The 20920-nt window shown below is 60.2% G+C and carries 21 protein-coding genes and 1 tRNA gene; 16 read left to right on the top strand and 6 right to left on the bottom strand.

Annotated elements, in window-relative coordinates; translation table 11 throughout:
- Window positions 1-8: 8 nt before the first annotated feature.
- Window positions 9-1739, top strand: a complete 1731-nt coding sequence (locus tag V6D40_RS06185) for a hypothetical protein (protein WP_334289492.1) — start codon at window positions 9-11, stop codon at window positions 1737-1739.
- 488 nt (window positions 1740-2227) lie between these two features.
- Window positions 2228-4549 carry an alpha/beta fold hydrolase gene (locus tag V6D40_RS06180; RefSeq protein WP_334289491.1) on the top strand — a complete coding sequence of 774 codons (2322 nt, stop codon included), beginning with the start codon at window positions 2228-2230 and terminating at the stop codon, window positions 4547-4549.
- Between the two features lie 51 nt (window positions 4550-4600).
- On the opposite strand, the gene V6D40_RS06175 is transcribed toward V6D40_RS06180, so the two are convergent.
- Together V6D40_RS06175 and V6D40_RS06170 are read right to left on the bottom strand one after the other, a co-directional pair.
- Entirely contained in the window at window positions 4601-6289 is a 1689-nt protein-coding gene (locus V6D40_RS06175; RefSeq protein ID WP_334289490.1) for a heparinase II/III family protein, read from the bottom strand.
- Between the two features lie 572 nt (window positions 6290-6861).
- The gene (locus tag V6D40_RS06170; protein ID WP_334289489.1) at window positions 6862-7041 is read right to left on the bottom strand and encodes a hypothetical protein; all 180 of its coding nucleotides are present in this window, start codon (window positions 7039-7041) and stop codon (window positions 6862-6864) included.
- Window positions 7042-7088: 47 nt separating this feature from the next.
- Here V6D40_RS06170 and V6D40_RS06165 point away from each other — a divergent pair, with 47 nt between their 5' ends.
- Entirely contained in the window at window positions 7089-7262 is a 174-nt protein-coding gene (locus tag V6D40_RS06165) for a MazG nucleotide pyrophosphohydrolase domain-containing protein (RefSeq protein ID WP_334289488.1), read from the top strand.
- On the top strand, window positions 7244-7387 hold the full coding sequence (locus V6D40_RS06160) for a hypothetical protein (protein ID WP_334289487.1): 144 nt from the start codon (window positions 7244-7246) through the stop codon (window positions 7385-7387). Before V6D40_RS06165 ends, V6D40_RS06160 begins: the two co-directional genes overlap by 19 nt.
- Here V6D40_RS06160 and V6D40_RS06155 read toward each other — a convergent pair.
- Entirely contained in the window at window positions 7384-7824 is a 441-nt protein-coding gene (locus tag V6D40_RS06155; RefSeq protein WP_334289486.1) for a hypothetical protein, read from the bottom strand. The genes V6D40_RS06160 and V6D40_RS06155 overlap by 4 nt on opposite strands.
- Window positions 7825-7932: 108 nt before the next feature.
- On the opposite strand from V6D40_RS06155, the gene V6D40_RS06150 reads away from it, so the two are divergent.
- The 8 genes from V6D40_RS06150 (at window position 7933) to V6D40_RS06115 (ending at window position 14951) form a co-directional block, all read left to right on the top strand.
- The gene (locus V6D40_RS06150) at window positions 7933-8742 is read left to right on the top strand and encodes a lytic transglycosylase domain-containing protein (RefSeq protein ID WP_334289485.1); all 810 of its coding nucleotides are present in this window, start codon (window positions 7933-7935) and stop codon (window positions 8740-8742) included.
- A gap of 57 nt (window positions 8743-8799) precedes the next feature.
- Window positions 8800-10074 carry a phosphopyruvate hydratase gene (gene eno / locus V6D40_RS06145; protein WP_334289484.1) on the top strand — a complete coding sequence of 425 codons (1275 nt, stop codon included), beginning with the start codon at window positions 8800-8802 and terminating at the stop codon, window positions 10072-10074.
- Between the two features lie 82 nt (window positions 10075-10156).
- Window positions 10157-11344 carry an ImmA/IrrE family metallo-endopeptidase gene (locus V6D40_RS06140; RefSeq protein WP_334289483.1) on the top strand — a complete coding sequence of 396 codons (1188 nt, stop codon included), beginning with the start codon at window positions 10157-10159 and terminating at the stop codon, window positions 11342-11344.
- A 3-nt stretch (window positions 11345-11347) separates the two neighbouring features.
- Window positions 11348-11833: a DUF4411 family protein gene (locus V6D40_RS06135; protein ID WP_334289482.1), complete on the top strand. Its 486-nt coding sequence runs from the start codon at window positions 11348-11350 to the stop codon at window positions 11831-11833.
- A gap of 59 nt (window positions 11834-11892) precedes the next feature.
- Entirely contained in the window at window positions 11893-12441 is a 549-nt protein-coding gene (locus V6D40_RS06130; protein WP_334289481.1) for a septum formation initiator family protein, read from the top strand.
- An 11-nt stretch (window positions 12442-12452) separates the two neighbouring features.
- The gene (locus V6D40_RS06125; protein ID WP_334289480.1) at window positions 12453-13418 is read left to right on the top strand and encodes a nuclease-related domain-containing protein; all 966 of its coding nucleotides are present in this window, start codon (window positions 12453-12455) and stop codon (window positions 13416-13418) included.
- 10 nt (window positions 13419-13428) lie between these two features.
- On the top strand, window positions 13429-13986 hold the full coding sequence (locus tag V6D40_RS06120) for a DUF501 domain-containing protein (RefSeq protein ID WP_334289479.1): 558 nt from the start codon (window positions 13429-13431) through the stop codon (window positions 13984-13986).
- On the top strand, window positions 13983-14951 hold the full coding sequence (locus V6D40_RS06115) for a Ppx/GppA phosphatase family protein (RefSeq protein ID WP_334289478.1): 969 nt from the start codon (window positions 13983-13985) through the stop codon (window positions 14949-14951). The genes V6D40_RS06120 and V6D40_RS06115 overlap by 4 nt, the downstream gene beginning before the upstream one ends.
- Here the strand turns inward: V6D40_RS06115 and V6D40_RS06110 are convergent.
- Entirely contained in the window at window positions 14948-15187 is a 240-nt protein-coding gene (locus V6D40_RS06110) for a hypothetical protein (protein WP_334289477.1), read from the bottom strand. The genes V6D40_RS06115 and V6D40_RS06110 overlap by 4 nt on opposite strands.
- Before the next feature lie 97 nt (window positions 15188-15284).
- On the opposite strand from V6D40_RS06110, the gene V6D40_RS06105 reads away from it, so the two are divergent.
- From V6D40_RS06105 to V6D40_RS06090, 4 genes are all read left to right on the top strand, one after another.
- Window positions 15285-15361, top strand: a tRNA-Ile gene (locus V6D40_RS06105).
- 218 nt (window positions 15362-15579) lie between these two features.
- Window positions 15580-19362 carry a lamin tail domain-containing protein gene (locus tag V6D40_RS06100; RefSeq protein ID WP_334289476.1) on the top strand — a complete coding sequence of 1261 codons (3783 nt, stop codon included), beginning with the start codon at window positions 15580-15582 and terminating at the stop codon, window positions 19360-19362.
- Window positions 19363-19451: 89 nt separating this feature from the next.
- The gene (locus tag V6D40_RS06095; RefSeq protein ID WP_334289475.1) at window positions 19452-19787 is read left to right on the top strand and encodes a hypothetical protein; all 336 of its coding nucleotides are present in this window, start codon (window positions 19452-19454) and stop codon (window positions 19785-19787) included.
- Window positions 19788-19871: 84 nt separating this feature from the next.
- Window positions 19872-20213 carry a hypothetical protein gene (locus tag V6D40_RS06090; protein WP_334289474.1) on the top strand — a complete coding sequence of 114 codons (342 nt, stop codon included), beginning with the start codon at window positions 19872-19874 and terminating at the stop codon, window positions 20211-20213.
- 3 nt (window positions 20214-20216) lie between these two features.
- On the opposite strand, the gene V6D40_RS06085 is transcribed toward V6D40_RS06090, so the two are convergent.
- Together V6D40_RS06085 and V6D40_RS06080 are read right to left on the bottom strand one after the other, a co-directional pair.
- Window positions 20217-20654 (bottom strand): excalibur calcium-binding domain-containing protein, encoded by a 438-nt coding sequence (locus tag V6D40_RS06085; RefSeq protein WP_334289473.1) that lies wholly within the window; start codon window positions 20652-20654, stop codon window positions 20217-20219.
- A gap of 24 nt (window positions 20655-20678) precedes the next feature.
- Window positions 20679-20920, bottom strand: a 242-nt coding sequence (locus tag V6D40_RS06080) for an excalibur calcium-binding domain-containing protein (RefSeq protein ID WP_334289472.1), incomplete at its 5' end; no start/stop codon positions are given.

Here is a 20920-nt window from a genome sequence, read left to right as displayed (position 1 = left end):
AAATGAATATGAACGTTAACCTCATCGCGGTTGCACTATCCGCCCACGGGCTCGAAACGATTGATTCAAAGTTTGCCCGTGCAATCACTCGAGTGGAGAATGTGTTCAAGTCCCCAGATTCGTGGCACTACCAGAACGGCAGGATTAGGGCATACAACGCTAATCGGATCTCAGGTACTTGGTCCGAAGATCCAGTTTTCGCCGATGACGATGTTGCGATCGCATTCTCTCAACCACCGATTCCAAACTCGGCGACAATCGAGGCCTCTAACTATTGGACGCTGGTGAAGCAGATCGTTGATCAGGATCGCTTCCAGGAGCTTCAACCTAATTATTTCGGGTATGCCGTCTCAGCCAACGGCGACGTAAAAGTGTGGGCCGATATCTTGGGATTCGGTCGCTGTTACTATATCCAAACGGACGATTTTTTCGCTGCGTCAAACCACATTGGTGCGCTAACAGAATTCATCCAAGGACGGATTTCGGTTAACGAAAGTGCTGTAGCGAAATTCGCTGGCGCGGGGTTCTTCATGAACAACGATTCGCCCATCTCCGGAATTACACGGTTTTCTGAAGCCCAGGTTTTCTCGATCGACTCCGCCGGGGCCATTCACGAGAACCGCTATGATGGTTTTACTGGGATGTTTGAACCTGTCGACGAAGAAACAGGTTACGCTGAAACCCTAGAACAATTGCAGCTGGTTTCTAGGAACATTGCGCGTCTCGTTGATCGGGTGCCGACCGTCTTCCTGAGCGGAGGAAGAGACTCACGAATGACTGCGGGAGTTTGGCTATCTGCAGTACAACGCGCCAACGTCGTGACTATGGGAGCCCTGCCCCGAGAGTCGGAGATTGCCTCTGAGCTGATGAGGATCTACTTGGAAGAGCGCGGAGGGGAGGATAGCTCGGAAATTCGGCATACCGTTACCCTGCCAAATCCCGCCGAGATCACGATGCCTTTGGAAGAGCGACTACAAAGGTCTTTTGCTATGTGGGATGGAGACGCCGCTCCGGGGAATATGAAGCGTAACGTCGCCATACCCTCTGGACGGTCGGTGATCCAGATCGGCGGGGTGGGAGGTGAGATTGTACATGGGTACTACTATTCTCGACCAGGCCAGATTGAGAAATTACGCGAAGAATCCGATCCCATGCTTGCGGCTAGGCGGTCATTTGGGGTCGCCCAACTTACCGAGTCAGCCCACAGAGCCATTGATGAGGCCTTTAGTTTCGCTGGGCGGAAAGCTGACGATTTGGGCGTTGTGGGGCTTGAACGTCTCGATTTCCTGTACCTAACTGAAAAGCTAAGAAGGTGGGGTAACCAAGCTTTAGGTTCCACCTCGGCGGTCCTCCTTGCAGCGCCTGCCTTTGTGCGCTTGGCTTTTAGCGTGACGCCTGAGGACAAGGTTTCAAAAGCCGTGCCGAAGGAGATTGTCCGCCGAGCAATCCCACAATGGGCAGAAGTCGAAACTTACAAAGCCTCGGGGGACGATTCGAAACGTCTGATGCGGCAGGGAACCTGCACTTATCAAACGGACCCCGACGGCTTTTGGGGTGTTTGGGAAGAGTCCCACCATTGGAAAAAGTTCCTCAACGCCGACTCGTTGGTCAAGTTTGAAGAGCTCGTCCGCAACGAAGAAGCGACCCCAGTACACGAATCATGGATGAATCGCGCCATCTGGATCGACCAAATCTATCGGCATGTCGCGCAGCTTAATACCGAGAGAGGAGTTCTTTAAGCGTGGATGCTCAAAGGGAAGCAGAATTATTTTCGTCACTTCGAACTGGACTATTCGAACCGAGAGCATCTGACCGACGTCGGGCCCTTCAGATAGCTGATGGAACCCTGCCTCTCGGCGGCGTTGAACTAAGTATAGGCCCAGAAAGTTTGACGGCCCCGAAATATGAGACCGAGTCTTTCTATCTCGCTCTCCACAGCTTGAGATGGCTAGATCAGTTGGTACGTGCGGATAAGCACGAGTTCGGCGGGTTATGGCAGAGGCTCGCTAACGAATGGTGGAGGTTAAACCAAAACCAAGATAGGTCAGCGTCCAGACTCTGGGCGTTCCCCGTTTTGGCGCAACGAGTGCAAGCCTTGGCACTCGGCGGCGAACTTGTAGCAGCGCTCGACCCGGTAATGATAAAGAACCATTCTGTCGTTCTTGCTCGGCGACTCGAGGAAGCTCCAACGCCCCAATCTTTCAGAGCGGCGGTAGATTCCCTGATCTTGCTGAATGCGGGTCGAGAAGACTTTTCGACCGACATCGAGGGGCCGTTACGTGCCGCCATAAGCGCATTTATCAGACCTTCAGGAGGGCTTTACGGAACAGATCTTAAGGAGATGTCAATCGCAAAAGACACTTGGAAACCTTGGATCGATCGTCTGGAAACGCTGGGGTTCGATCTTGGACCGATCTCGAAAAGCTTCGCGTCCACGGAATTTTGGTCTCATCTGATTTCTCCTAGCGGAGCTCCAACATCCTTAGGTAGCTCGCTGCCGCTCGAGAACTTTTGGGACACGATGTCCGGCGGGGTTCGCTACCTTCGGACCAATGGACGTTTTGGAAGCCCGCCCGCATTTGGGCTGATTGCGGAAGAAGGCGGGATTTCCTCTAGCCGCAGTGGGTGGGGGGAAACAGAGCGGGATCTCAGCGAAGAAACGCATTGGACTATGTGGACGGGGCCTGCGAGAGGACGCGGGGCACATCAAGACAGCGGACGAGTTACCTTCCACAGTCAGGGGATTCCCTGGATTATCGATTTGCCAGGAGATGAATTTGGTGCAGCGGCGCATCACTCAATTGTTGAGGTAGAGCAAAGGCGCTTCCGAGACAACGCGAGGAGCCAAATCATCCGTTCGAGTTCAGACGCTCTCATGGATGAGGTAGTTGTAGCCCCGAAAACGTATCTGCCAGCTCAGTGGAACCGGGACCTAGTTTTTGTCAAGAGCAACCATTATGTAGTGGTGAAAGATACGATCCGAGCGTCGTCAGAGATCTCCGGTTACGTGCATTGGATTATTCACCCAGAAGTTGAAGTCACTCTTCGCGGGGATAGGGCTTTTTGCACCTACGGCAGTCGAACTCTTTGCATCTGCATTTTTGGAACCATCGATTCCGACTTAGAGCTACAGGAGATTAAAGACGGTAGCGGAGGAATTGCGGCTCGACGATTAAGCGCATCATTTACTGGCCAGTCCTCTCGAATCATTACGGCGATAGCGGATGTGGTCGACGCCACAGAGTTCTCAATTACTCGAAAACCAGCTCCGGGGCATTGGATTGTACTCGATCATACTGACAAGGGTGTCTCGGAACGGTTGGTCAATTCTACCGAGGGATCCATTCTCGCTGATCCCACGAGTTCGGTTGAACAATCCATCGAGGAAGCTGAACGAAGGCTTGCACAAGGCGAAATCTCCGACTCCGAGGCGCTTGCGCAACGGCTTCGAACACGAAGCGTAATAGAGGAAGTCAAGGAAAAGGCTTGGAAAGATCCAAGCGTGGAAAATCGTCAGCGTCTCATCAAATACCTTGATTCGTTTTGTGAAGAACACCGAGTGACAGGTCTACGCGATCATGCTCTCGGTGCAGCGATGGTCGATCTAGCGGGGGTGGACATTTCAGATTTACCGAGCCACGCTGCGGTGACCGCACGGAAAAGGACCAATCTAGTGTCGTGGGGCGAGGGCGAGGAGCAAACTTTCTACAGGACGCCAATCATTTCAACGCGGTCTCCTGAATTAGCCGATGGAGAGCCTCCTCAGGACGATTTTGTCTGGAGTGTGGATTGTGGCCAAGTGGTGCCTTCAGCGTTGGTTCGTCCCAAATCCGGTGACACACTACTTGTCTACCTTCATGGTGCGACCGATAGAACTCGGCACTCGATGCCACGCTACGAGCGAGTCCGTTCTCTCTCTTACGTTGCGCAAGGTCCGGTCGCATTCTTTTCGGATCCGACATTAGATCTAGATAGTCGCATGATTCTGTCTTGGTATATAGGGCACGAGGACCTTGACTTGCACCGGGTAATTGCACAGATGGTTGACAGTCTCGCAAGGCGTTACGGGGTCGAACGAGTAACTATCGTGGGGAACTCTGGGGGAGGCTTTAGCGCAATGCAAGTCGCGAGTCACCTTAGAGGCGCATCATTCATCTCAATAAATGGCCAAACGGATATCGAACGCTACACCCCGCTGCTAGCTGACCAAGCAGCCTGGGCAGTATTCGGCAAAACAGCTATTGAAGAATTCAGTGTCGACGAACTTAAACGTTGGAGCGTGTTGACACGGTTTCAGGAGATCGAATTCGATGTTCGTGGGTTGGTTTTGCAGAACACAGGAGATGATCACCACTTCACAGAGCACTTTTTGCCACTGAAAGATTTAGTGGGCCGATCATCATCGACCCATGGTATCCAGTTTAAGGAAGAGTTTATGGGGGACGGGCACGTCGCTCCCGCGCCTGCTTCCTACCAGCAGATTGTCAGGAACTGGCTTGACGCCGAACGGATGGGCGGCGAAAGCTATGTAGGGCTTAGGACTATATGAGGAACCGACGGCAGTGTTTGTCTCACCCTTGTGGGGGCGAGACTAGCAGTCTTATTTGCTGAGCTTCCATTCGGTTCTCAGAGCTGGATTTGAGGCATCGAGTTTAAAACCGAGGTTCCAGATCGGTTCAAAACTGCGCTCTCGCTTAGCTCTCCATCCTCGGAGGGGCTCTTGCTGGCCTCTAACGGGGGTAACCACTTCCTGGTCACCTTCAACCGTAAGATAGCCAGCTTGTCCTGGAAGTAAGAACTGAAGCTCATTGTCTTGGCCGGCCACACGTTGTGCCTCGCCGTTAAGGTTAAACCAGGCGATTGCTTCGTCTCCAGGAGCGAGACCGCTGAGCGAATCCTCGACGATCAGAAACTGTCGGGGGCTCAAAGTGATTACTCGGTGGTGTGTATATGTCTTGCAGTCCGCCTCAGCTTCAATGCGAAAAATACCATTTTCATGGGACCACGATTTCAGCGCGGAGCCGTAGGGGGTGCGGAATCGTCGTTCGATATCTTCACCATTGACGGACACCGTATTGTGGGCAACCGTCGATTCAACATACTGGCGCTCCGGCGCTGCGTAGTAGAACCCTTTAAGCCGGTCCGGTGAATCGGCCGGTAGAAGATCGACGTACCCAAAACGACCGGAGTCAACCAAGATTTCCACTCCTCGGTCAAACCAGACAAAAGTCAGGTCATCCGCGTGTTTGTGGGCACGTGAGTGGAATGCGGCCTGTAGTGCGAGGTAGCTACTGTTTATCCGCTCGTCTGGTCCTGCCGGTTGAGGAGATCGGATCATTGCGTAACCAGCGTCTGGAAGTACGCGCAGTTCTTCGCTGCTTGGCTTTCCCTCGTGTCCGTTTGTGATAATGAACTGGCTTTGTTCGTTCGACGAGCTTAACTTCATTTGATCGGCTGACTGATGGTCGGTGTCACCGAACTGGACGAAATAGCCATCAGGCTGGATCCACCAGCCGAGAACATCCGTGGCATTCTCGACCGTCGCTTGGACGGTGGGGTCTTCGATTATCCCGTCGTTCAAGCCGGTTTCGAAAGACTTCAAAAGCATCCGGTGGTAACCAGGGGAATGCTCTTGGTGCCCACCGTCGGGAGCGAACTGCCGCGATGCGATGTCTTTCAGCCTCTCTTCCCCGAGGGCCGCAAGTTCGGAGCTTCGAGGAAACTGAGGTAATAGTCGGGCCCAATCGAGCGAAGAAGCTGCGGCGTAGAACCCGTGGTTGTTGCCCGAGTTAAATGCTTCGGGTTTGAACATCTCTTCAATATGACGTTCAGCCGCGGGTAGTAGTGCTTCAACGCGACGATCCAAGCCTAGATGGGATGCGTAGATCATCAACCGAGCTAGGCGGGCCATGCGCAAGCTAAGAGACATGTCATACCAAATCATGGATCCATCAGTAGAGTCAGATTTCTCAAACTGGGCCCAATCATCGGCAATGTCCAGCATCCAATTCAATAGCGCTTCGTCGCGCGTCGTCGCAAACTCTCCTAGGACAGCATCCATCATTTCCCATGTGTGTAAGTGGAAGCCCCAACTGCGATCTTCTTTCCCCGGGCTCAGCCAGTCCATGCCTTGCTGCACCTTGATGGTCGGCTTCTTTGAGAACCTCCACCCGTTTTCCATGATTGACTGAGCGGAAACGCGCGGCATTGCGATTGTGAACCACCCATGAGGCTCTGGCCATGGCTGATTTTTCATCGTGACAATGATTTCGCGACTTGTTTCGTTCATCTACTACCTCGGCTCGGCTGCGGTTGCAATGTGAATGACTATTTTAGGCCATCACTCGGAAAGTTCGAGGTGATGGTTGCTGACGCGGTCCAAAAGTGACTTGGGAGAATGAGGTTCACGCGGGAGGAAGTTGAAAATCTTTCGGGCCGTGCTAAACCTCGGAACATTGGACTCGGGCGCAGCTCTCAAAAGTTGGCCCAGGCAGATCTTAAAGTCTCACATTTGCTGATAGCCAAATCCAGTGTTGCAACGTAGTACGGGGAATGTTGGAGTGCTGTTGAATCTCGAGCTTCGGCCGGTGTTGATGAGCTGACCAAAACGCTCGAGTAAGGGTTCACGCCCTTAAACTCCCATAGAATGACAAGGGTTGAGAAGAATGGAAGCACCACCACACGCGGTTGGACAGCAGGGCAGTTGGCTGCGGTTAAGTGATGTACGTCGTTAAATGATGCTGCGAGTACGAAATTTATCGACAACTGACCGAAATGATTCTCGCGTTATATCGATAGGCGGTACCTGGGTTTACGAGCAACCCCGATAGTCCTATTCATCGGCACCGTGGATGGGCGGTATTACTTGTCCGCGAACTCGCGCGCGTCATACTCAACGCCGTCTAACGCCAGCGTCGCGTCGTGGGTGTCGCGGGCTTTTCGCAGGCGCGCGAGGTAGTTGCCGTACTTCTCGGCGGACCAGTCGCTGTCGGTCCCCGCCTTGGACGATCCCGTCGCCTGTGCGGTTGCGGTGACGCACACCGCGCACACGCAGGGGGTGGGAGCAATCCGTAACGCGCGAGCGCCTCTTGCCGTACTCGAAGGAGGAAGCAGCGGAGGTCGCCGAGGCAATCGAGGAGCATGCGGGCGATGAGGAACTGAAGAAAGAGCCTGCCGATGTCCTCCTGCAAGTCCTCTTCCACGTCGAAGTTTCCGCCGAGCGCGCGCATTCACCTTTGCGGATGTGGCGCACTCGTTCGTGACCAAGATGCAGTCGCGTTCGCCTTACCTTTTCGACGGCTCCGTTGGCACCGTCGACGTCACCACCCAGGACCGCTACTGGACCGAGGGCAAGGGACGGGAAGCGGAAGTTCTACAGAAGAACTAGCCCGCCAGTGTCGGAGCGATCGTGCGCAGATCCGGCAGACCCGCGTCAGAGGAGAGCTTCGAGCTCATTTGGAGGAACTGGGTCATCGGGGTGGCCGGGTCCGGTTTGACCACGCCGCACTCGACGGCGCGGTCGCCAAGCGCGTTGACGGTGGGTGCCGCAACGAGGCGCAGCGGCGCGTTCTGGCCTACGGCGTTGTTGACGTTCGCCACCAGCTGGGAGCGGGTGGTCTCGCGGTTGGCCATGCCGGTGACGCGCAGGGTGGTGCCGAGGCGGCCGCAGTCGGCGGTCGCGATCTCGCCGTTGAGCAGGCGGACCAGCTCGACGGCGCTTGGGGCAGGGGCGTTGTTCGTCGGGACGGCGTGGGCGGGGGCAAACGAGGTCAGAGCTGCGAACGCGACGGCGGCGGAGGCGAGGGAAGCAGTGAGTTTTCGCATAAATAAGGACTATACATGTTACTGAAGTGACGCAAGTGGTGAAAGTGAAAGCCTTCCGCCCGCTAGCACTTCGCCCGCCTTAATCCCCGCCAAGTACAATCTCCCGCCATGACAACTCGACGCGCTTCCCGAGTCGCGAAAGGCTGCGGATGCGTCGGCCTGATCGCGGTGACGCTGGCGATCGTCCTCGTTGTCGCGCTTGTGTCGTGGCTCGCCTCAATCACCGACACCCCCGCCCCCGGTCAGCAGCGCGCCCCCGTGCCCACGCACATGCCTCCGGACGCGGCGGAGACGCCGCCTCGGATTGACGTCCACGCGCCGGGCCGCACCGCCAACGAGCTCGCCGAGTGGGCGGCGCCCATCGCCGAAGCAACCCGCATCAACCCGCAGGCACTTCGTGCCTACGCCAACGCCGAACTCATCGCGCGCGAGGCTTGGCCCGCCTGCAACATCCGTTGGAACACTATCGCCGGCATCGGCTGGGTGGAGACTCGCCACGGCACCTACACGGGCCGCAGTTTCGACCCCGCCCGCCTGAACGACGCCGGCATTCCCGAACCCCCGATCATCGGCCCCGCGCTCGACGGCACGGGCAACTTCGCGCTGATTCAAGACACCGACGGCGGCCTCCTCGACGGGGACACGGAGTTCGACCGCGCGGTTGGCCCGATGCAGTTCATCCCCGAATCGTGGGCGCGCTTCGGGCGCGACGCAGACGGCGACGGCACGCCCAACCCGCAGCAGATTGACGACGCAGCGCTGTCCGCCGCCAACCTCCTCTGCGCAGGAGGACGCGATCTGGCAACCCAAGACGGCTGGCGCGACGCCATCTTCGCGTACAACCACTCGAACGACTACGTGGCCAAGGTCCGCGACGCAGCAGCGAATTACGCGCTTAACCAGCCCGCGCACAGGTAGTTTCTGCAACAATTGGGTGCTGGAACGAAATAGCACCATTCAAGGAGTTGAACCAGCATGGCTGACATCATCCACGTTTTCGGGCGCGAGATCCTCGACTCCCGCGGCAACCCCACCGTCGAGGCATCGGTGTTTCTTGACGACGGCTCCCGCGGCACCGCAGCCGTCCCGTCCGGCGCATCCACCGGTGAGCACGAGGCGCACGAGCTCCGCGACGGCGACGAGCGCTACGGCGGCAAGGGCGTACTCAAGGCCGTGGAAAACATCAACGAGGCCATCAACGACGCGGTCGCCGGCATCGAGGCCGACGACCAGCGCCTGCTGGACCAGACCATGATTGAGCTCGACGGCTCCGACAACAAGAAGAACCTCGGCGCAAACGCCATCCTGGGTGTTTCTATGGCCAACGCCCGCGCAGCCGCCGAGGCCGCGAACCTCCCGCTCTACCGCTACGTTGGCGGCCCGAACGCCCACGTCCTGCCGGTGCCGATGATGAACATCGTCAACGGTGGCGCGCACGCTGACTCCGGCGTCGACGTTCAGGAGTTCATGATCGCCCCGATCGGCGCACCCACCTTCGCCGAGGCCCTGCGCATGGGTGCAGAGGTGTACCACTCCCTGAAGTCCGTGATCAAGGGCAAGGGGCTTTCCACCGCGCTTGGCGACGAAGGCGGTTTCGCCCCCGCCGTCGACTCCACCAAGGCCGCCCTCGACCTCATCGCCGAGGCCGTGGAGAAGGCTGGCTACACGCTCGGCGACGACATCGCCCTCGCGCTCGACGTCGCATCGTCCGAGTTCTTCGAGAATGGTGTCTACAACTTCGAGCGCGGTGAGCACACCGCCGACGAGATGGCCAAGGTGTACGCCGACTTGGTGGACAACTACCCGATCGTCTCCATCGAGGACCCGCTGGACGAGAACGACTGGGCGGGCTACACCTCGCTGACCGCCGAGCTGGGCAACAAGGTGCAGCTCGTCGGCGACGACTTCTTTGTCACCAACCCGACCCGCCTGGCCCGCGGCATCGAGGAGAAGGCGGCGAACGCGCTTTTGGTGAAGGTGAACCAGATCGGCACCCTCACCGAAACCTTCGACGCTGTCGAGCTCGCCCACCGCAACGGCTACCGCACGATGATGTCCCACCGCTCCGGCGAGACCGAGGACACCACGATCGCCGACCTCGCGGTCGCCCTTGGCTGCGGCCAGATCAAGACGGGTGCGCCGGCCCGTTCCGAGCGCGTGGCCAAGTACAACCGCCTGCTGGACATCGAGCAGCAGCTGGGCACCGCCGCAGCCTACGCCGGCCGCGCTGCGTTCCCGCGCTTCAAGTAGGCGCCGCTAGACCGGGATCCACGTGAATGTGGATCCCGCCTTTATACTGCGTAGACGGTATTGCTAAACGGAAGGAGCGGCGATGACACCTGTAGAGGTCACCATCGCGCCCGCCGTGCTGGAATGGGCTATCCGCCGTACTGGTATGGACGGCGACGACCTTCACGCGCAGTTCCCCAAACTGGATAAGTGGATTGCCCAAGAAGCGAAACCAACGCTGGCGCAAGCTCGAAAGCTTGCTGACAAGGCCCGTATTCCGTTCGGCCGTTTACTCCTAGAGGCGCCTTCAAGTGGGGATCAGAACGTTGCCGATTTCCGGACGGTGCGTAGTGCTGCTGTGGGCGAAATGAGTCCGGACCTCCAGGAAGTATTCTTCGCAGCGCAGAATCGGCTTGCCTGGTACTCGGACCACGCCGAATCTAACGGGGTCGAGGCGCCAAGCATTATCGGCTCAGTCTCCAATGAAACCAGTCCGCGAACCGCAGCGATTGTGACACGAGAGTTACTCGGTTTCGAGACAAACGAACCGATACCGGGCAACGACAAGGTGCTGACGCTGACGCGCGCGATGGAGGAGACAGGTCTCCTTGTCTCGCGAAACTCGGTGGTCGGTAACGCCAACCGGCGCGCTCTCAGCGTCACTGAGTTTCGAGGCTTCACTATTGAAGACGATGGGTTTGCGCTCGTCTTTGTTAACACTAATGACGCAAAATCGGCGCAACTTTTTAGTCTTGCTCACGAGCTTGGGCACGTGGTTCGCGGCAAACCCGGGCTCTCTGACCACTCTGAGCACCAGGAGTTGGAGAGATGGTGCAACTCTTTCGGAGCGGAATTTATAGCTCCGGTGGATGCGGTGCGCAGCACTTTCGAGCCGGGTGACGTGCTGGAGGCAGTCAATACCGTCGCTCGGCGTTTCGGTTTGAGCCGCGAAGCCTCACTGTTGAGGCTTCGAGAACTCGAGCTTGTTAGCCGCGCTGAGCAAGAGGATGCGGCGCGGAAGATTCTCGGGGTGGTGCGGCAGAGTGAGGAACGCCGAGAAGGCGGGCCCCAGTTCCATGTCTTAGCGAGATCCAGGGTTGGTGAACTCTTCTTTGACACACTCACCCAGGCTGCCGTGGACGGACAGGTGTCAGACTTGGAAGCGGCGCGCTACTTAGGCGTTCGGAGTTTTGAGACTTTCCAGTCGCTCGTAGAAAAGCGCAAGCCGATGGCAGGGCAGCTTCACCGACCTGATGGTGATCGCCGCATAACGGGTCCAGCAGAGGTGTAGTGGGTGTACTTAGTCGATACAAACTTTCTGGGGCACCTCGAGAACTTCTACCCTGATGCAGTGTTCCCGTCACTATGGAGCCAGCTAGTTCATAGGCTGTTTGTGCCCAGCGTTTTCTTTCACCATGAGGTGGACAAAGAACTACAGCGGTGGGCTCATCCCCGGCTCCATTGGTACAACGCCCATGTCGACCAAAAACAGATTCTGAGTGTCGATCAGTTGGAACTGGACCACTACACAGACGTAACGCGGTGGGTAGCAAACACTCGGCAGCCTCAGTACCGGCCTTATGCCGTGGACCAGTTCTACAGTGCCGCTGATTCTTGGTTGGTCGCTTCAGCCTCACGACATGGAGCGTCTATTGTAACCGCCGAGGTTGCCGCGCCTAAAGGCGTGAAAAAGGTGAAGATCCCTGATGTGGCCCAACACTTTGGGGTTCCCGTGCTCACCCCGCTCGATTTCCTCCAAGTTCTGAAGGTCCGGGTCTAGCTCCCAGGCCACGTCAAACCGGTTTCCCGCTCACAACAGCGCTAAGCTCAACAATCACTATGACCCCAAACGCACCAACTGGCGGACGCAAGCGCCGCGCCCCGAAGACGGTCCCCGTGGCCTCGAGGGACCGCGCGCAGCAGAAGCGGCGCGAAGAGAAGGCCGCGCGCACTCGCGGGCGTCAACGCGCCCGGGAGCGGATGCAGAACGCCGATCTGAAGTCTGCCGGCATCCTCCTCGCCGTCGTTTTGGTCGTCCTTGTCGCAATCGCGGTGCCGCTGCGCAACTACTACGAGGGCCGCGGCGAGATCGCCCGCGCCAACGCCGCGATCGAGGCGCTTGAGGCGCAGAAACGCAGCTTGGAATCGGACATCGCGCGCTACGAGGATCCTACGTTTGTGGAGCAGGAAGCGCGGCGTCGTCTAGGCGTGCTCGCAGAGGGCGAAACAGCCTGGCGCATCATCGACCCCCGCATGACGCAAAACCCCGCCATCACCACCGACGAGGCCCCCGACACCCGCGGGTGGCGCGAGTTCCTCTGGGATAGCCTGCGCGAAATCCCCGAGCCCCTGACGCCGGGCCACGAGGCGCCCGCACCGGGGCGCTAGAGTTTTCCCACATGGCTAAAGTGTATGGAACCGCCGCAGGTGGTGCGGTAAAACAAGCGATGGACAACGCTGTCGCGCGGTTATCGCCGCCGGAACCCAAGCGCGAGTACCGCTTCGAACCCAACTCGAGCGCCGTCACACCGACAGACAGCGGCTGGGCGGCGTTCTTGATCATCAGTGCGTTGGTGGTCCTGTCAATCACAGATGACTACCCGCTTTCTAGGACTGTGTTCCTCTCGTGCGCGGCAATCGTGGTCTACGCAGTTTCCACGTTCATGCATCGTCGCGAAACGAAGCGGGTCCCCATCGACCTCGCCGAATCCCACCCCGAGTACTTCCAGCAGCTCGAGGCGGTCAAGCAGCACGTCCACGACGATTTCCAGAAGGTGATCGACACGGGCAAGACCACGGGCACGGTGTTCGATGGTGAGGACAAGACCTGGGCCATCGGCGCGGCGGGGGAGATCCAGACCTCATGGCTCATCCAGGACGGTCTTGATGATTCATTCCTGCTCATCGATGATCTAGAGATCAACAAGAACGGCAACGTCTCTGCCAACATCGACCACTTGGTCAACAGCCCCCGCGGCAGCATCATGGTGGACACGAAGGTGTGGAACCAAAAACTCGAGTTCGTCCAGACTGACCTCGGCGTGATCATCCCTAAGACCTGCTTCGCCTCCGGCGCCGTCTCTACGTGCATCTACGAGGCATCGATGCTTCCGGGCACCGTCCGCGCCATCGTGTTCGCAGTCCGCGGCCGCTCAGCGTCCCAGCTCAAGCAGCCCGTGCAGGTGAACCTGTACCACGAGCGTTTCGACACCTCGAACAACGCCAAGGTATGCCCGATGCCGGTGCTGTTCGTGGAGCAGTCCCAGATCGCGCCCACGATCGCCGCGCTGGACAGCCAGCTGCCGGCAGCAACTGCGGTGGATATCGGTACCTTCAAGACAACCGGCCACTCGGCGGCTCAGTAACATCGAGCCCATGCCTGTCACCCAGCAAGACCTCGACACCATCACGACCCAGCTCGGCCGCACACCCCGCGGCGTTCTGGAGGTCTCCTACCGCACGCCGGACGGTCAGCCGGCGGTGGTGCTCACGGAGCCTATGCTTGCCGACGCCACCCCGTTCCCCACCCTCTACTACCTCACAGACCCGCGCCTCACTGCCGAAGCGTCCCGCCTCGAAGTCGCGCAGGTGATGAAGTGGATGGAGTCGCGCCTCAACGCTGACACCGTAGTCGGCGCGGCGCTGCGCGCCGACTACCTCGCTGCCCACGAGCACTACCTGGCCAAGCGGAACGGACTACACGACCTCGGCACCGACTTCTCCGGCGGCGGCATGCCAGACCGCGTGAAGTGCCTCCACGTGCTCATCGCCTACGCACTTGCCGAAGGTCCCGGCCGCGTCCGATTCGGCACCGAAGCCGTGGCACTTGCCGCCGAGCACGGCAACCTCCGCGGCACCGCTATTCCCGCGGACTGGCCCACGCTTGCTGATCTCAACATCACACTCACCGAAGCAGGGGAGGGGCTCGCATGACCACCCAGCCAACCCGCGTCGCTGCCGTCGACTGTGGCACCAACTCCATCCGCCTGCTGATCTCCGAGATCGACCCCACCACCGGACAGGCCGTCGACGTCGTGCGCCGCAACACCATCGTCCGCCTTGGCCAAGGTGTGGACGAGACCGGCCAGTTCGCGCTCGAGGCCATCGAGCGCGCCCGCCAGGCGCTTGCCGAGTACGTCGACGAGATGCAGCGCGAACACGTATCCGAGGTGCGCATGGTCGCAACCTCCGCCACCCGCGACGCCGCTAACCGCGAGGACTTCTTCGCCATGACACGCGAGCTCCTCGGCCGCATCACACCGGGGGCTCAAGCAGAAGTGATCACCGGGGAGGAAGAGGCTGCGCTTTCCTTCGCTGGCGCGACGGTGGACCTCGACCCCGAACGGGGCCCCGCCTGCGTGATTGATCTCGGTGGCGGTTCCACGGAGTTCGTGATGATGACGCCGGGCGGCCTGCGCGCCAAGTCCACCCAGATGGGGTGTGTGCGCGTCACTGAGCGCTTCATGCGAACCGACCCGCCCACGCGCGAGGAAACGGAGGAAGCCCGCGCCTACATCCGCGAGCGCATCGCGGAGGCCGCGACAGTAGTTCCATTCAACCAAGCGACCACGTTCGTCGGCTGCGCGGGCACGTTTACCACCCTGTCCGCGCTCGCCCAGGGTTTGCCTGAGTATGACCCCGAACGCATCCACATGTCGGAGATCCCGTTCCTCCGCATGCGGGAAGTGACGGCGGATCTCCGCTCCAAGACCGCGGCTCAGCGGCTTGAGAACCCCGTGATGCATCCCGGGCGCGCCGACGTCATCGGTTCCGGCTCCACCGTCGTCGAGGAGCTAGCTAATGCCTTCGAGCAAGCCGCCAACGCCTCCAGCTTCATCATTAGCGAGAAGGACATCCTCGACGGGATTGTGGCGGGGCTGTTTGAAGTTGCGAATTAGTCCTGATCTGGTTCGAGAATTTGATCGCCACCGCGTTTCCGGCCGCGAACCTCTTTCATCCGCGGCTCCGGATCGATCTTGTTGGCGATCGCACGCCGCGCCGAGTTGGTAACCGACTTCGTTACTGGTGAGTTCGCTACCGCTTGGGTCGCGTTGACGATCTGGTGGTAACGCTTGCGGCCCGCCTTCGTACCCAAAACGTATCCTGCAGCAGCTCCGACGATGTATTGGTACATGGGGCTAACACTACCGGTTGGGTTATCGTCAGTAACAGCATCGCATTACTTCACTCGATGGGCGACGGGTTATAGTAATCAGAGTTTTGCGACTTAAGGGGCTATAGCTCAGTCGGTTAGAGCTACGGACTCATAATCCGTTGGTCGCGGGTTCGAGCCCCGCTGGCCCCACCATCTGGGCGCGCGCTTCCCATATAAGTGGTTAGACGTCCAAAAACAGTTTACTTCCATTTAATCTCAATCTAATCCCGAGTTTCTCTCAAGGTTCTAGCGTCGGGTTCAGCGCCGGGGCAGCGGCGCGTACCTACGTCAGAGAGAGTCAAATGAGCCGGAAGTGGAATGCCATCCGTAGCTGTGCAGCGGTGGCTTCAAGCATCATCATCACATTGCCGATGACAGCGGTTGTTTCGCCGCTCGCGCAGGCAGCACCAGCACAGACTGGTTCGGAGCCGTCGACTACTGGTGGGGCGAACGTCCTCATTTCGGAGATGACCAACACCGGCCCGGGTGGCAACGGCGACATCTTCTTCGAGATGCAAAACTACGGCGATGCGCCGCAGGATCTCACCGGATGGTCGGTCTACCGGTGCATCGGCACGGGCGTGCGCGCATCGGTGCCGCAGCTGTCGGTCGAGCAGCTCGACGGTGTCGTGCTGCAGCCGGGTCAGCGCTTCACGGCTGGTCGCGCGGGTCAGGCCGGAGACGACATCAAGGCCGTTCAGGATGCCACGTTCGGTATCTCCTTCGCTACGCAGTACGGGCTGATGATCTTCGACCAGAACGGCAAGATCGTCGATCGTATCGGCTCGTCGCGTCCCGATGTCGCCAGCTTCTGTGCCAATGGCTCGCCGCTTCCCGGCACGCTGAACGGGTTGCACGCGGAGTCGTGGCAGCGTGTCGGCATCACCGGTGACGCGCGTGAAGATTTTGTTGTGGCGCCGCGTACTCCGGGGCGTCGTAACGCAGAAGCTCCTTCGGAGCGGCGCGCACCCTCTTCGGTGAAGATCACGGAGGTTGCGAACGGCGGTGAAGGTGGCGCGGGTGACAACTTCTTCGAGATCACCAACCTCGGCACCGAAGCCGTGGATGTCACCGGGTGGCAGGTCTACCGCTGCACGGGCACGGGTCGCGTGTACAACGAGATGCTGCAGCTGAACATGCCTGCGGGCAAGCTCGAGCCGGGCCAGGTGTTCCTCGCGGCTCGCGAGGGCTCGGCGTCCACCGTCGATAGTCCCGATGCTACGTACGGCACCTCGTTCAACGCGAACGACGGCTTCGGCGTGATGCTTGTTGATCAGAACTTGGACATCGTCGACGCCGTCGGTGTCTTCGACCGCGTCGATTCCCCGTGTTCACTCGGTGAGCCGTTGCCGAACACCCTCGATTTCCCGTCCAACGAGTCGTTCCAGCGCGTCGCTGACACCGACAACAACAAGGCTGACTTTGTGCGCGCGACGCGCACCCCGGGCGTCCATAACCCCGCCGAGATTACCCCGATCGAGCTGCAGGAGCCGAAGCTGGGCAACCTGCTTATCAACGAGATCGCGGCAGGCGGTGCGACGGGGCAGAAGGCGCAGTACGTGGAGATCATCAACCGCGGCGACGCGGAGGAGGACCTCTCGGGCTTGCGCGTTGACTACTGCGCCGCTGACGGCCGCCGCATGTCGAAGTCCGCGGCAATCGTGCCGGAGGGCATCAAGCTCGCTCCCGGCGGCGTGTTCACCGTGGCTCGAGCTGAGGCTGGGGTTGACGGTGCGCTGGAAACCGAGCAGCTCTTCGAACAGGACGGCTACGGTGCAATGCTCACCGATGCCACCGGAGCCCTCCTCGACCGCGTCGCTGTCTACTACGACGACGTAGGCAAGGTCACCAACGCTCCGGAAGGCCCGTGCAGCGGTGAGACCTCGGTGCCGCTCGACCGCCGCATGCGTTTTACCTCCATTGAGGAAGCGCAGAAGCACGACTACGCATGGCACCGCGTGCAGGCCACCGGGAACAACTGGGCAGACTTCTTCACGGACAAGGCGACGCCGGGTTCCGCCGAGGGGCCTGAGTACCGCGACGTGACCGAGCCGCTCGAGGGCACCCTCGACCCGGTTCAGGTGGACCGCAAGCAGGAGTTCGCGCCGGCACAGATCTCGGACACCGCGACCGACAGCGGCCGCGCGCTGACCGTCAAGGCCGGCAGCGCCGCCGATGCCACGGCTCTCGGGGCAAAGACCGCCAAGATCGATTGGGAGAACTCCGCGGGCTTTATTGGCACCTCGAAGGGTGAGGCCCTTGAAACGCGGGTTGGCGAGAACGAGACCCGCGCGGCCGACGTCCGCAACATGGACCAGGCGGTCGACGCAACGCATGCGTTCCCGTACCAGCGTTTTGAGTTGGCCGTGGAGAAGCCGGAGGGCAACGACATCTCCATCGCGTGGAGCGGTACTTCCCGAGACCGCCACGAGGTGCAGATGTACTTCTTCAACCACACCACGGGTACGTGGGACCGCGTGGGTACGGCAGCGGGGGCAAAGGGCGAAGAACTCACTCTTGTCGGCTCCGGTGCAGCCGCCGACTACTACCGCGACGGCAAGGTGGACGTCTTGGTGCAGGACGGCAAGCGTACGGCAGATCCGTTCTCCGACAGCGGTTCCGAAGCCAACCAGATGTTTAAGACGCCGGGCGAGTACGACTTCGCTATCGCGCACGTAACGGACTCCCAGTACCTGGTTGAGCAGAACCCGACCTCGTTTACGCAGATGATCGCGTTCCTCGTCGCCAACCGCGACGCTCGCGACATCATCGCTACGGTCCACACTGGCGACGTGATCCAGAACTGGCTGCGTGGCAACCAGGAGCCGGACCGAGCAGTTCTAGAGAACGAGCGCGCATCCAAGATCATGAAGATTCTGGAAGACGCTGACATGCCGTACGGCATCTTGCCGGGTAACCACGACAACGCGTGGGGCAACTCGAACGACATGTTCAACGAGTACTACCCGGTCTCCCGCTTTGAGAACAAGCCGTGGTTCGGCGACCACGGCCCGGACGGTATGGCGTCGAATTACTTCACGCTTGAGAAGGACGGCTCGAAGTGGCTGTTCCTGCAGATGGGCTACGACTCCTCCGAAGAGGAGATCGAGTGGGCGGACGGCGTGATCAAGGCGCACCCGGACCACAACGTTGTCTTCGGCACGCACGAGTACCTCAAGCCCGAAATCGATGAGCGTTCCAACCCGGCCAACGGTCGCTGGATGGCCCAGGGTGACGTCCTCTTCGAGCGCCTTGTCGAGCCGAACTCGAACGTGGTGCTAGTGCTCTCCGGCCACCTGCACGGTGTGCGTCAGCGCCTCACAGAGCGCGAAGACGGCACGAAGGTGTTCGAAACCGTCGCCGACTACCAGTCGTACGAAGAAGATGGCGCGCGCGACGCACTCTACACCCGCCTTTACCAGGTGGATCTGGACAGCGGCATCCTCGCCGGCAACGCCTACTCGCCGCGACTGCAGTCCTTTGAGCCGTGGAAGAACGACGTGCGCGACTTGGGTTACACACCTGAGTCTGACGAGTTCACGTTCGAGGTTCCTCTGCAGTACGAAAAGGTCGTTGCAACCTCCGGCATCGCCGCCTTTGGCACAGCGGAGACCGTCGGTTCCGCCGAGCTTCGCGCAGGTAGCGCTGTGACGTTTGACTGGAACGACCTGGATAAGGGCGACGAGTACGTGTGGTTCGCTCGTTCCAACGGCAACGTAGATGGCCGCGACGAAACCCGCTACAGCAACCTGCGCGTCTTCACCGCTGAGGCACCGGAAGAGGTGCCGCCGGTCACCACGACCGTCACTACGACAGTGACCGCCACCCCAGGGGCGACCACGACGGTGGCAACACCGACCACGGTGGTCTCTCCGACGACCGTGGTGAAGCCTGGTGAAACCGTGACGGAGACGGCGACCGTGACGGTCACGCCGACCCCGTCGGGCTCGTCGGACGGATCGTCGAAGTCTTCCAGTGTCGGTGGTTCTTCGATCGCCGGCAGCTCGGCGACGGTCGGCTCCAGTGTGACTGCCACCCCGCTGGGTGTGCTGCTTGGACTGTTGGCGGCGATTGGCGGGATCGTCGCGGTTCTCGGTGCGATGAACGCCTCGGGGATTACTATCGATCAGCTGATTGCACAGTTCCAGCAGTAACTCGAACGCAAACGAGGTAAAACGGCGACTGCGGCGGTGTCCGCGGTCGCCTTTCGTTGTGCACGGGAAAACGTCTTTATACTGCGGTCATGCGAAGGACTCTCCACGCCGCAGTGGTGGCAACGGCCTTAGCGGTTTCCGCAGCCGCCCCGGTGCAGGCGCTCGTCGCAACGCCGATGGACGGCGGTGTCTGCTGGCTCGACGCCTCGTCGCGCGAGATCGCCGATTACGCGGTCGCTCACCGCTACATCACCACCGAGCTCGAGACCCGCGTACGGGAGGATGTGACGACAGCTGCGGAGCTCGCTGAACTCGATGATTTGGACGCGGTTGCATTCGCGTTCGACCCAGCGTTGCCGCCTGAGGAACTCTTCGGCGAGGGTGAGCTGGTAGCCGTCAAAGCCGACCTCGCTGCCGCTGGCTAGACGCCGGACGAGGTTATCTACGTTCTTGCTTCGAAGTTCACGCAGGACGACCCCGGGTTCTTCTACTTGGGGTACCTCGGATTCATGGTTGGTGACGCGCAGTTTGACCCGCACTCGGAGCCCTCAGCCGCGCTCCTCGCCGTGGTGCAGCGTTCCGATGCATCCGAGATGCATCGCTACACGGACTTCTATTACCAAGCGCAGATGGCAGCCATCGACGCCAACATCATGTGCTCCCAGGGGCGCACCGGCTACGTCGCGAGCCCAAAGTGGGGCGGTACGCGTTCGGAGGGAGCGCGCGCGGCGAGCTCACAGGGGTCGGTGCCCGCAGCGAGCTCCACGGTGCGCTGGTTCGACGTCGTGCTCCCGGCCCTCGCAATCCTCGGGCTCGGCGCAGCGGTCACCGCGGTACTGCCTCAGCGCTAACCCCTACTCGCAGGCGACGCCGTCGCCGTCGCGATCCAAGCCGGCGCGGTAGCCGGCATCACCCGCGTAGAGCGGAGCCGCACCCGCGGACCGAGCCGCATCGCAACTGCCGTAGTACGCGGACTTGGGCTGCTGTGCTGGTGGTTCTTCAACCTGGCCGGGCGCTGGCGCTGGTGCGATCAGTTGAGCAGGTCGCTCGTCTGGTGCAGGCGCATCCGGTTCGGGGGCCGGTTCTTCGACAGGCGCAGGATCGGGAACGGTTTCCGGGGCTGCCTCGTCGCTTGTCGTGGTCGACGTGGTCGTCGTCGATTCGCTCGCGGACGAGGTAGACGAGCTCACCGTGGCCAAACCCGTTGTGGGGGCAGGGTCCTCAATATCGCCGCACGCGGTGGCGGTGAGTATGAGAGCACCGGCGTACGCGGCGAGCACAAGCCTTTTCATATTGGATCTTCCCTCGCTGGTCGATTAGCGCGGGCGCTTCTCGCAGCCGATACCGTCACCGTCGCGGTCGAGGTGCGAACCGTAGCCGGCCTCGCCGCGGCGGATCGGGCGGCCGAGGTCGTTCCACACCGCGGTGCAGTTGCGGTAAGCCTTCGCCGCCGGGGCAGGCGCCGGGGCCGGTGCCACACGCGGTGCGGGTGCAGGTGCCGGGGCAGGTTGGGGAGCCGGCGCGGGGGCAGGAGCTGGCGCCGGCTCCCCAACCTGCC

It is taken from the genome of Corynebacterium sp. Marseille-Q4381 (assembly GCF_036881695.1).
Lineage (GTDB): Bacteria > Actinomycetota > Actinomycetes > Mycobacteriales > Mycobacteriaceae > Corynebacterium.
This window is presented reverse-complemented; position numbering and strand designations above follow the sequence as displayed.

Excerpts from the sequence above, each read along its gene's own strand:
- V6D40_RS06185 (WP_334289492.1), top strand. The coding sequence starts at position 9 with ATGAACGTTAACCTCATCGCGGTTGCACTATCCGCCCACGGGCTCGAA.
- V6D40_RS06175 (WP_334289490.1), bottom strand. The coding sequence starts at position 6,289 with ATGAACGAAACAAGTCGCGAAATCATTGTCACGATGAAAAATCAGCCA.
- V6D40_RS06155 (WP_334289486.1), bottom strand. The coding sequence starts at position 7,824 with ATGCGAAAACTCACTGCTTCCCTCGCCTCCGCCGCCGTCGCGTTCGCA.
- V6D40_RS06150 (WP_334289485.1), top strand. The coding sequence starts at position 7,933 with ATGACAACTCGACGCGCTTCCCGAGTCGCGAAAGGCTGCGGATGCGTC.
- eno (WP_334289484.1), top strand. The coding sequence starts at position 8,800 with ATGGCTGACATCATCCACGTTTTCGGGCGCGAGATCCTCGACTCCCGC.
- V6D40_RS06140 (WP_334289483.1), top strand. The coding sequence starts at position 10,157 with ATGACACCTGTAGAGGTCACCATCGCGCCCGCCGTGCTGGAATGGGCT.
- V6D40_RS06130 (WP_334289481.1), top strand. The coding sequence starts at position 11,893 with ATGACCCCAAACGCACCAACTGGCGGACGCAAGCGCCGCGCCCCGAAG.
- V6D40_RS06125 (WP_334289480.1), top strand. The coding sequence starts at position 12,453 with ATGGCTAAAGTGTATGGAACCGCCGCAGGTGGTGCGGTAAAACAAGCG.
- V6D40_RS06120 (WP_334289479.1), top strand. The coding sequence starts at position 13,429 with ATGCCTGTCACCCAGCAAGACCTCGACACCATCACGACCCAGCTCGGC.
- V6D40_RS06115 (WP_334289478.1), top strand. The coding sequence starts at position 13,983 with ATGACCACCCAGCCAACCCGCGTCGCTGCCGTCGACTGTGGCACCAAC.
- V6D40_RS06110 (WP_334289477.1), bottom strand. The coding sequence starts at position 15,187 with ATGTACCAATACATCGTCGGAGCTGCTGCAGGATACGTTTTGGGTACG.
- V6D40_RS06100 (WP_334289476.1), top strand. The coding sequence starts at position 15,580 with ATGACAGCGGTTGTTTCGCCGCTCGCGCAGGCAGCACCAGCACAGACT.
- V6D40_RS06095 (WP_334289475.1), top strand. The coding sequence starts at position 19,452 with ATGCGAAGGACTCTCCACGCCGCAGTGGTGGCAACGGCCTTAGCGGTT.
- V6D40_RS06090 (WP_334289474.1), top strand. The coding sequence starts at position 19,872 with ATGGTTGGTGACGCGCAGTTTGACCCGCACTCGGAGCCCTCAGCCGCG.
- V6D40_RS06085 (WP_334289473.1), bottom strand. The coding sequence starts at position 20,654 with ATGAAAAGGCTTGTGCTCGCCGCGTACGCCGGTGCTCTCATACTCACC.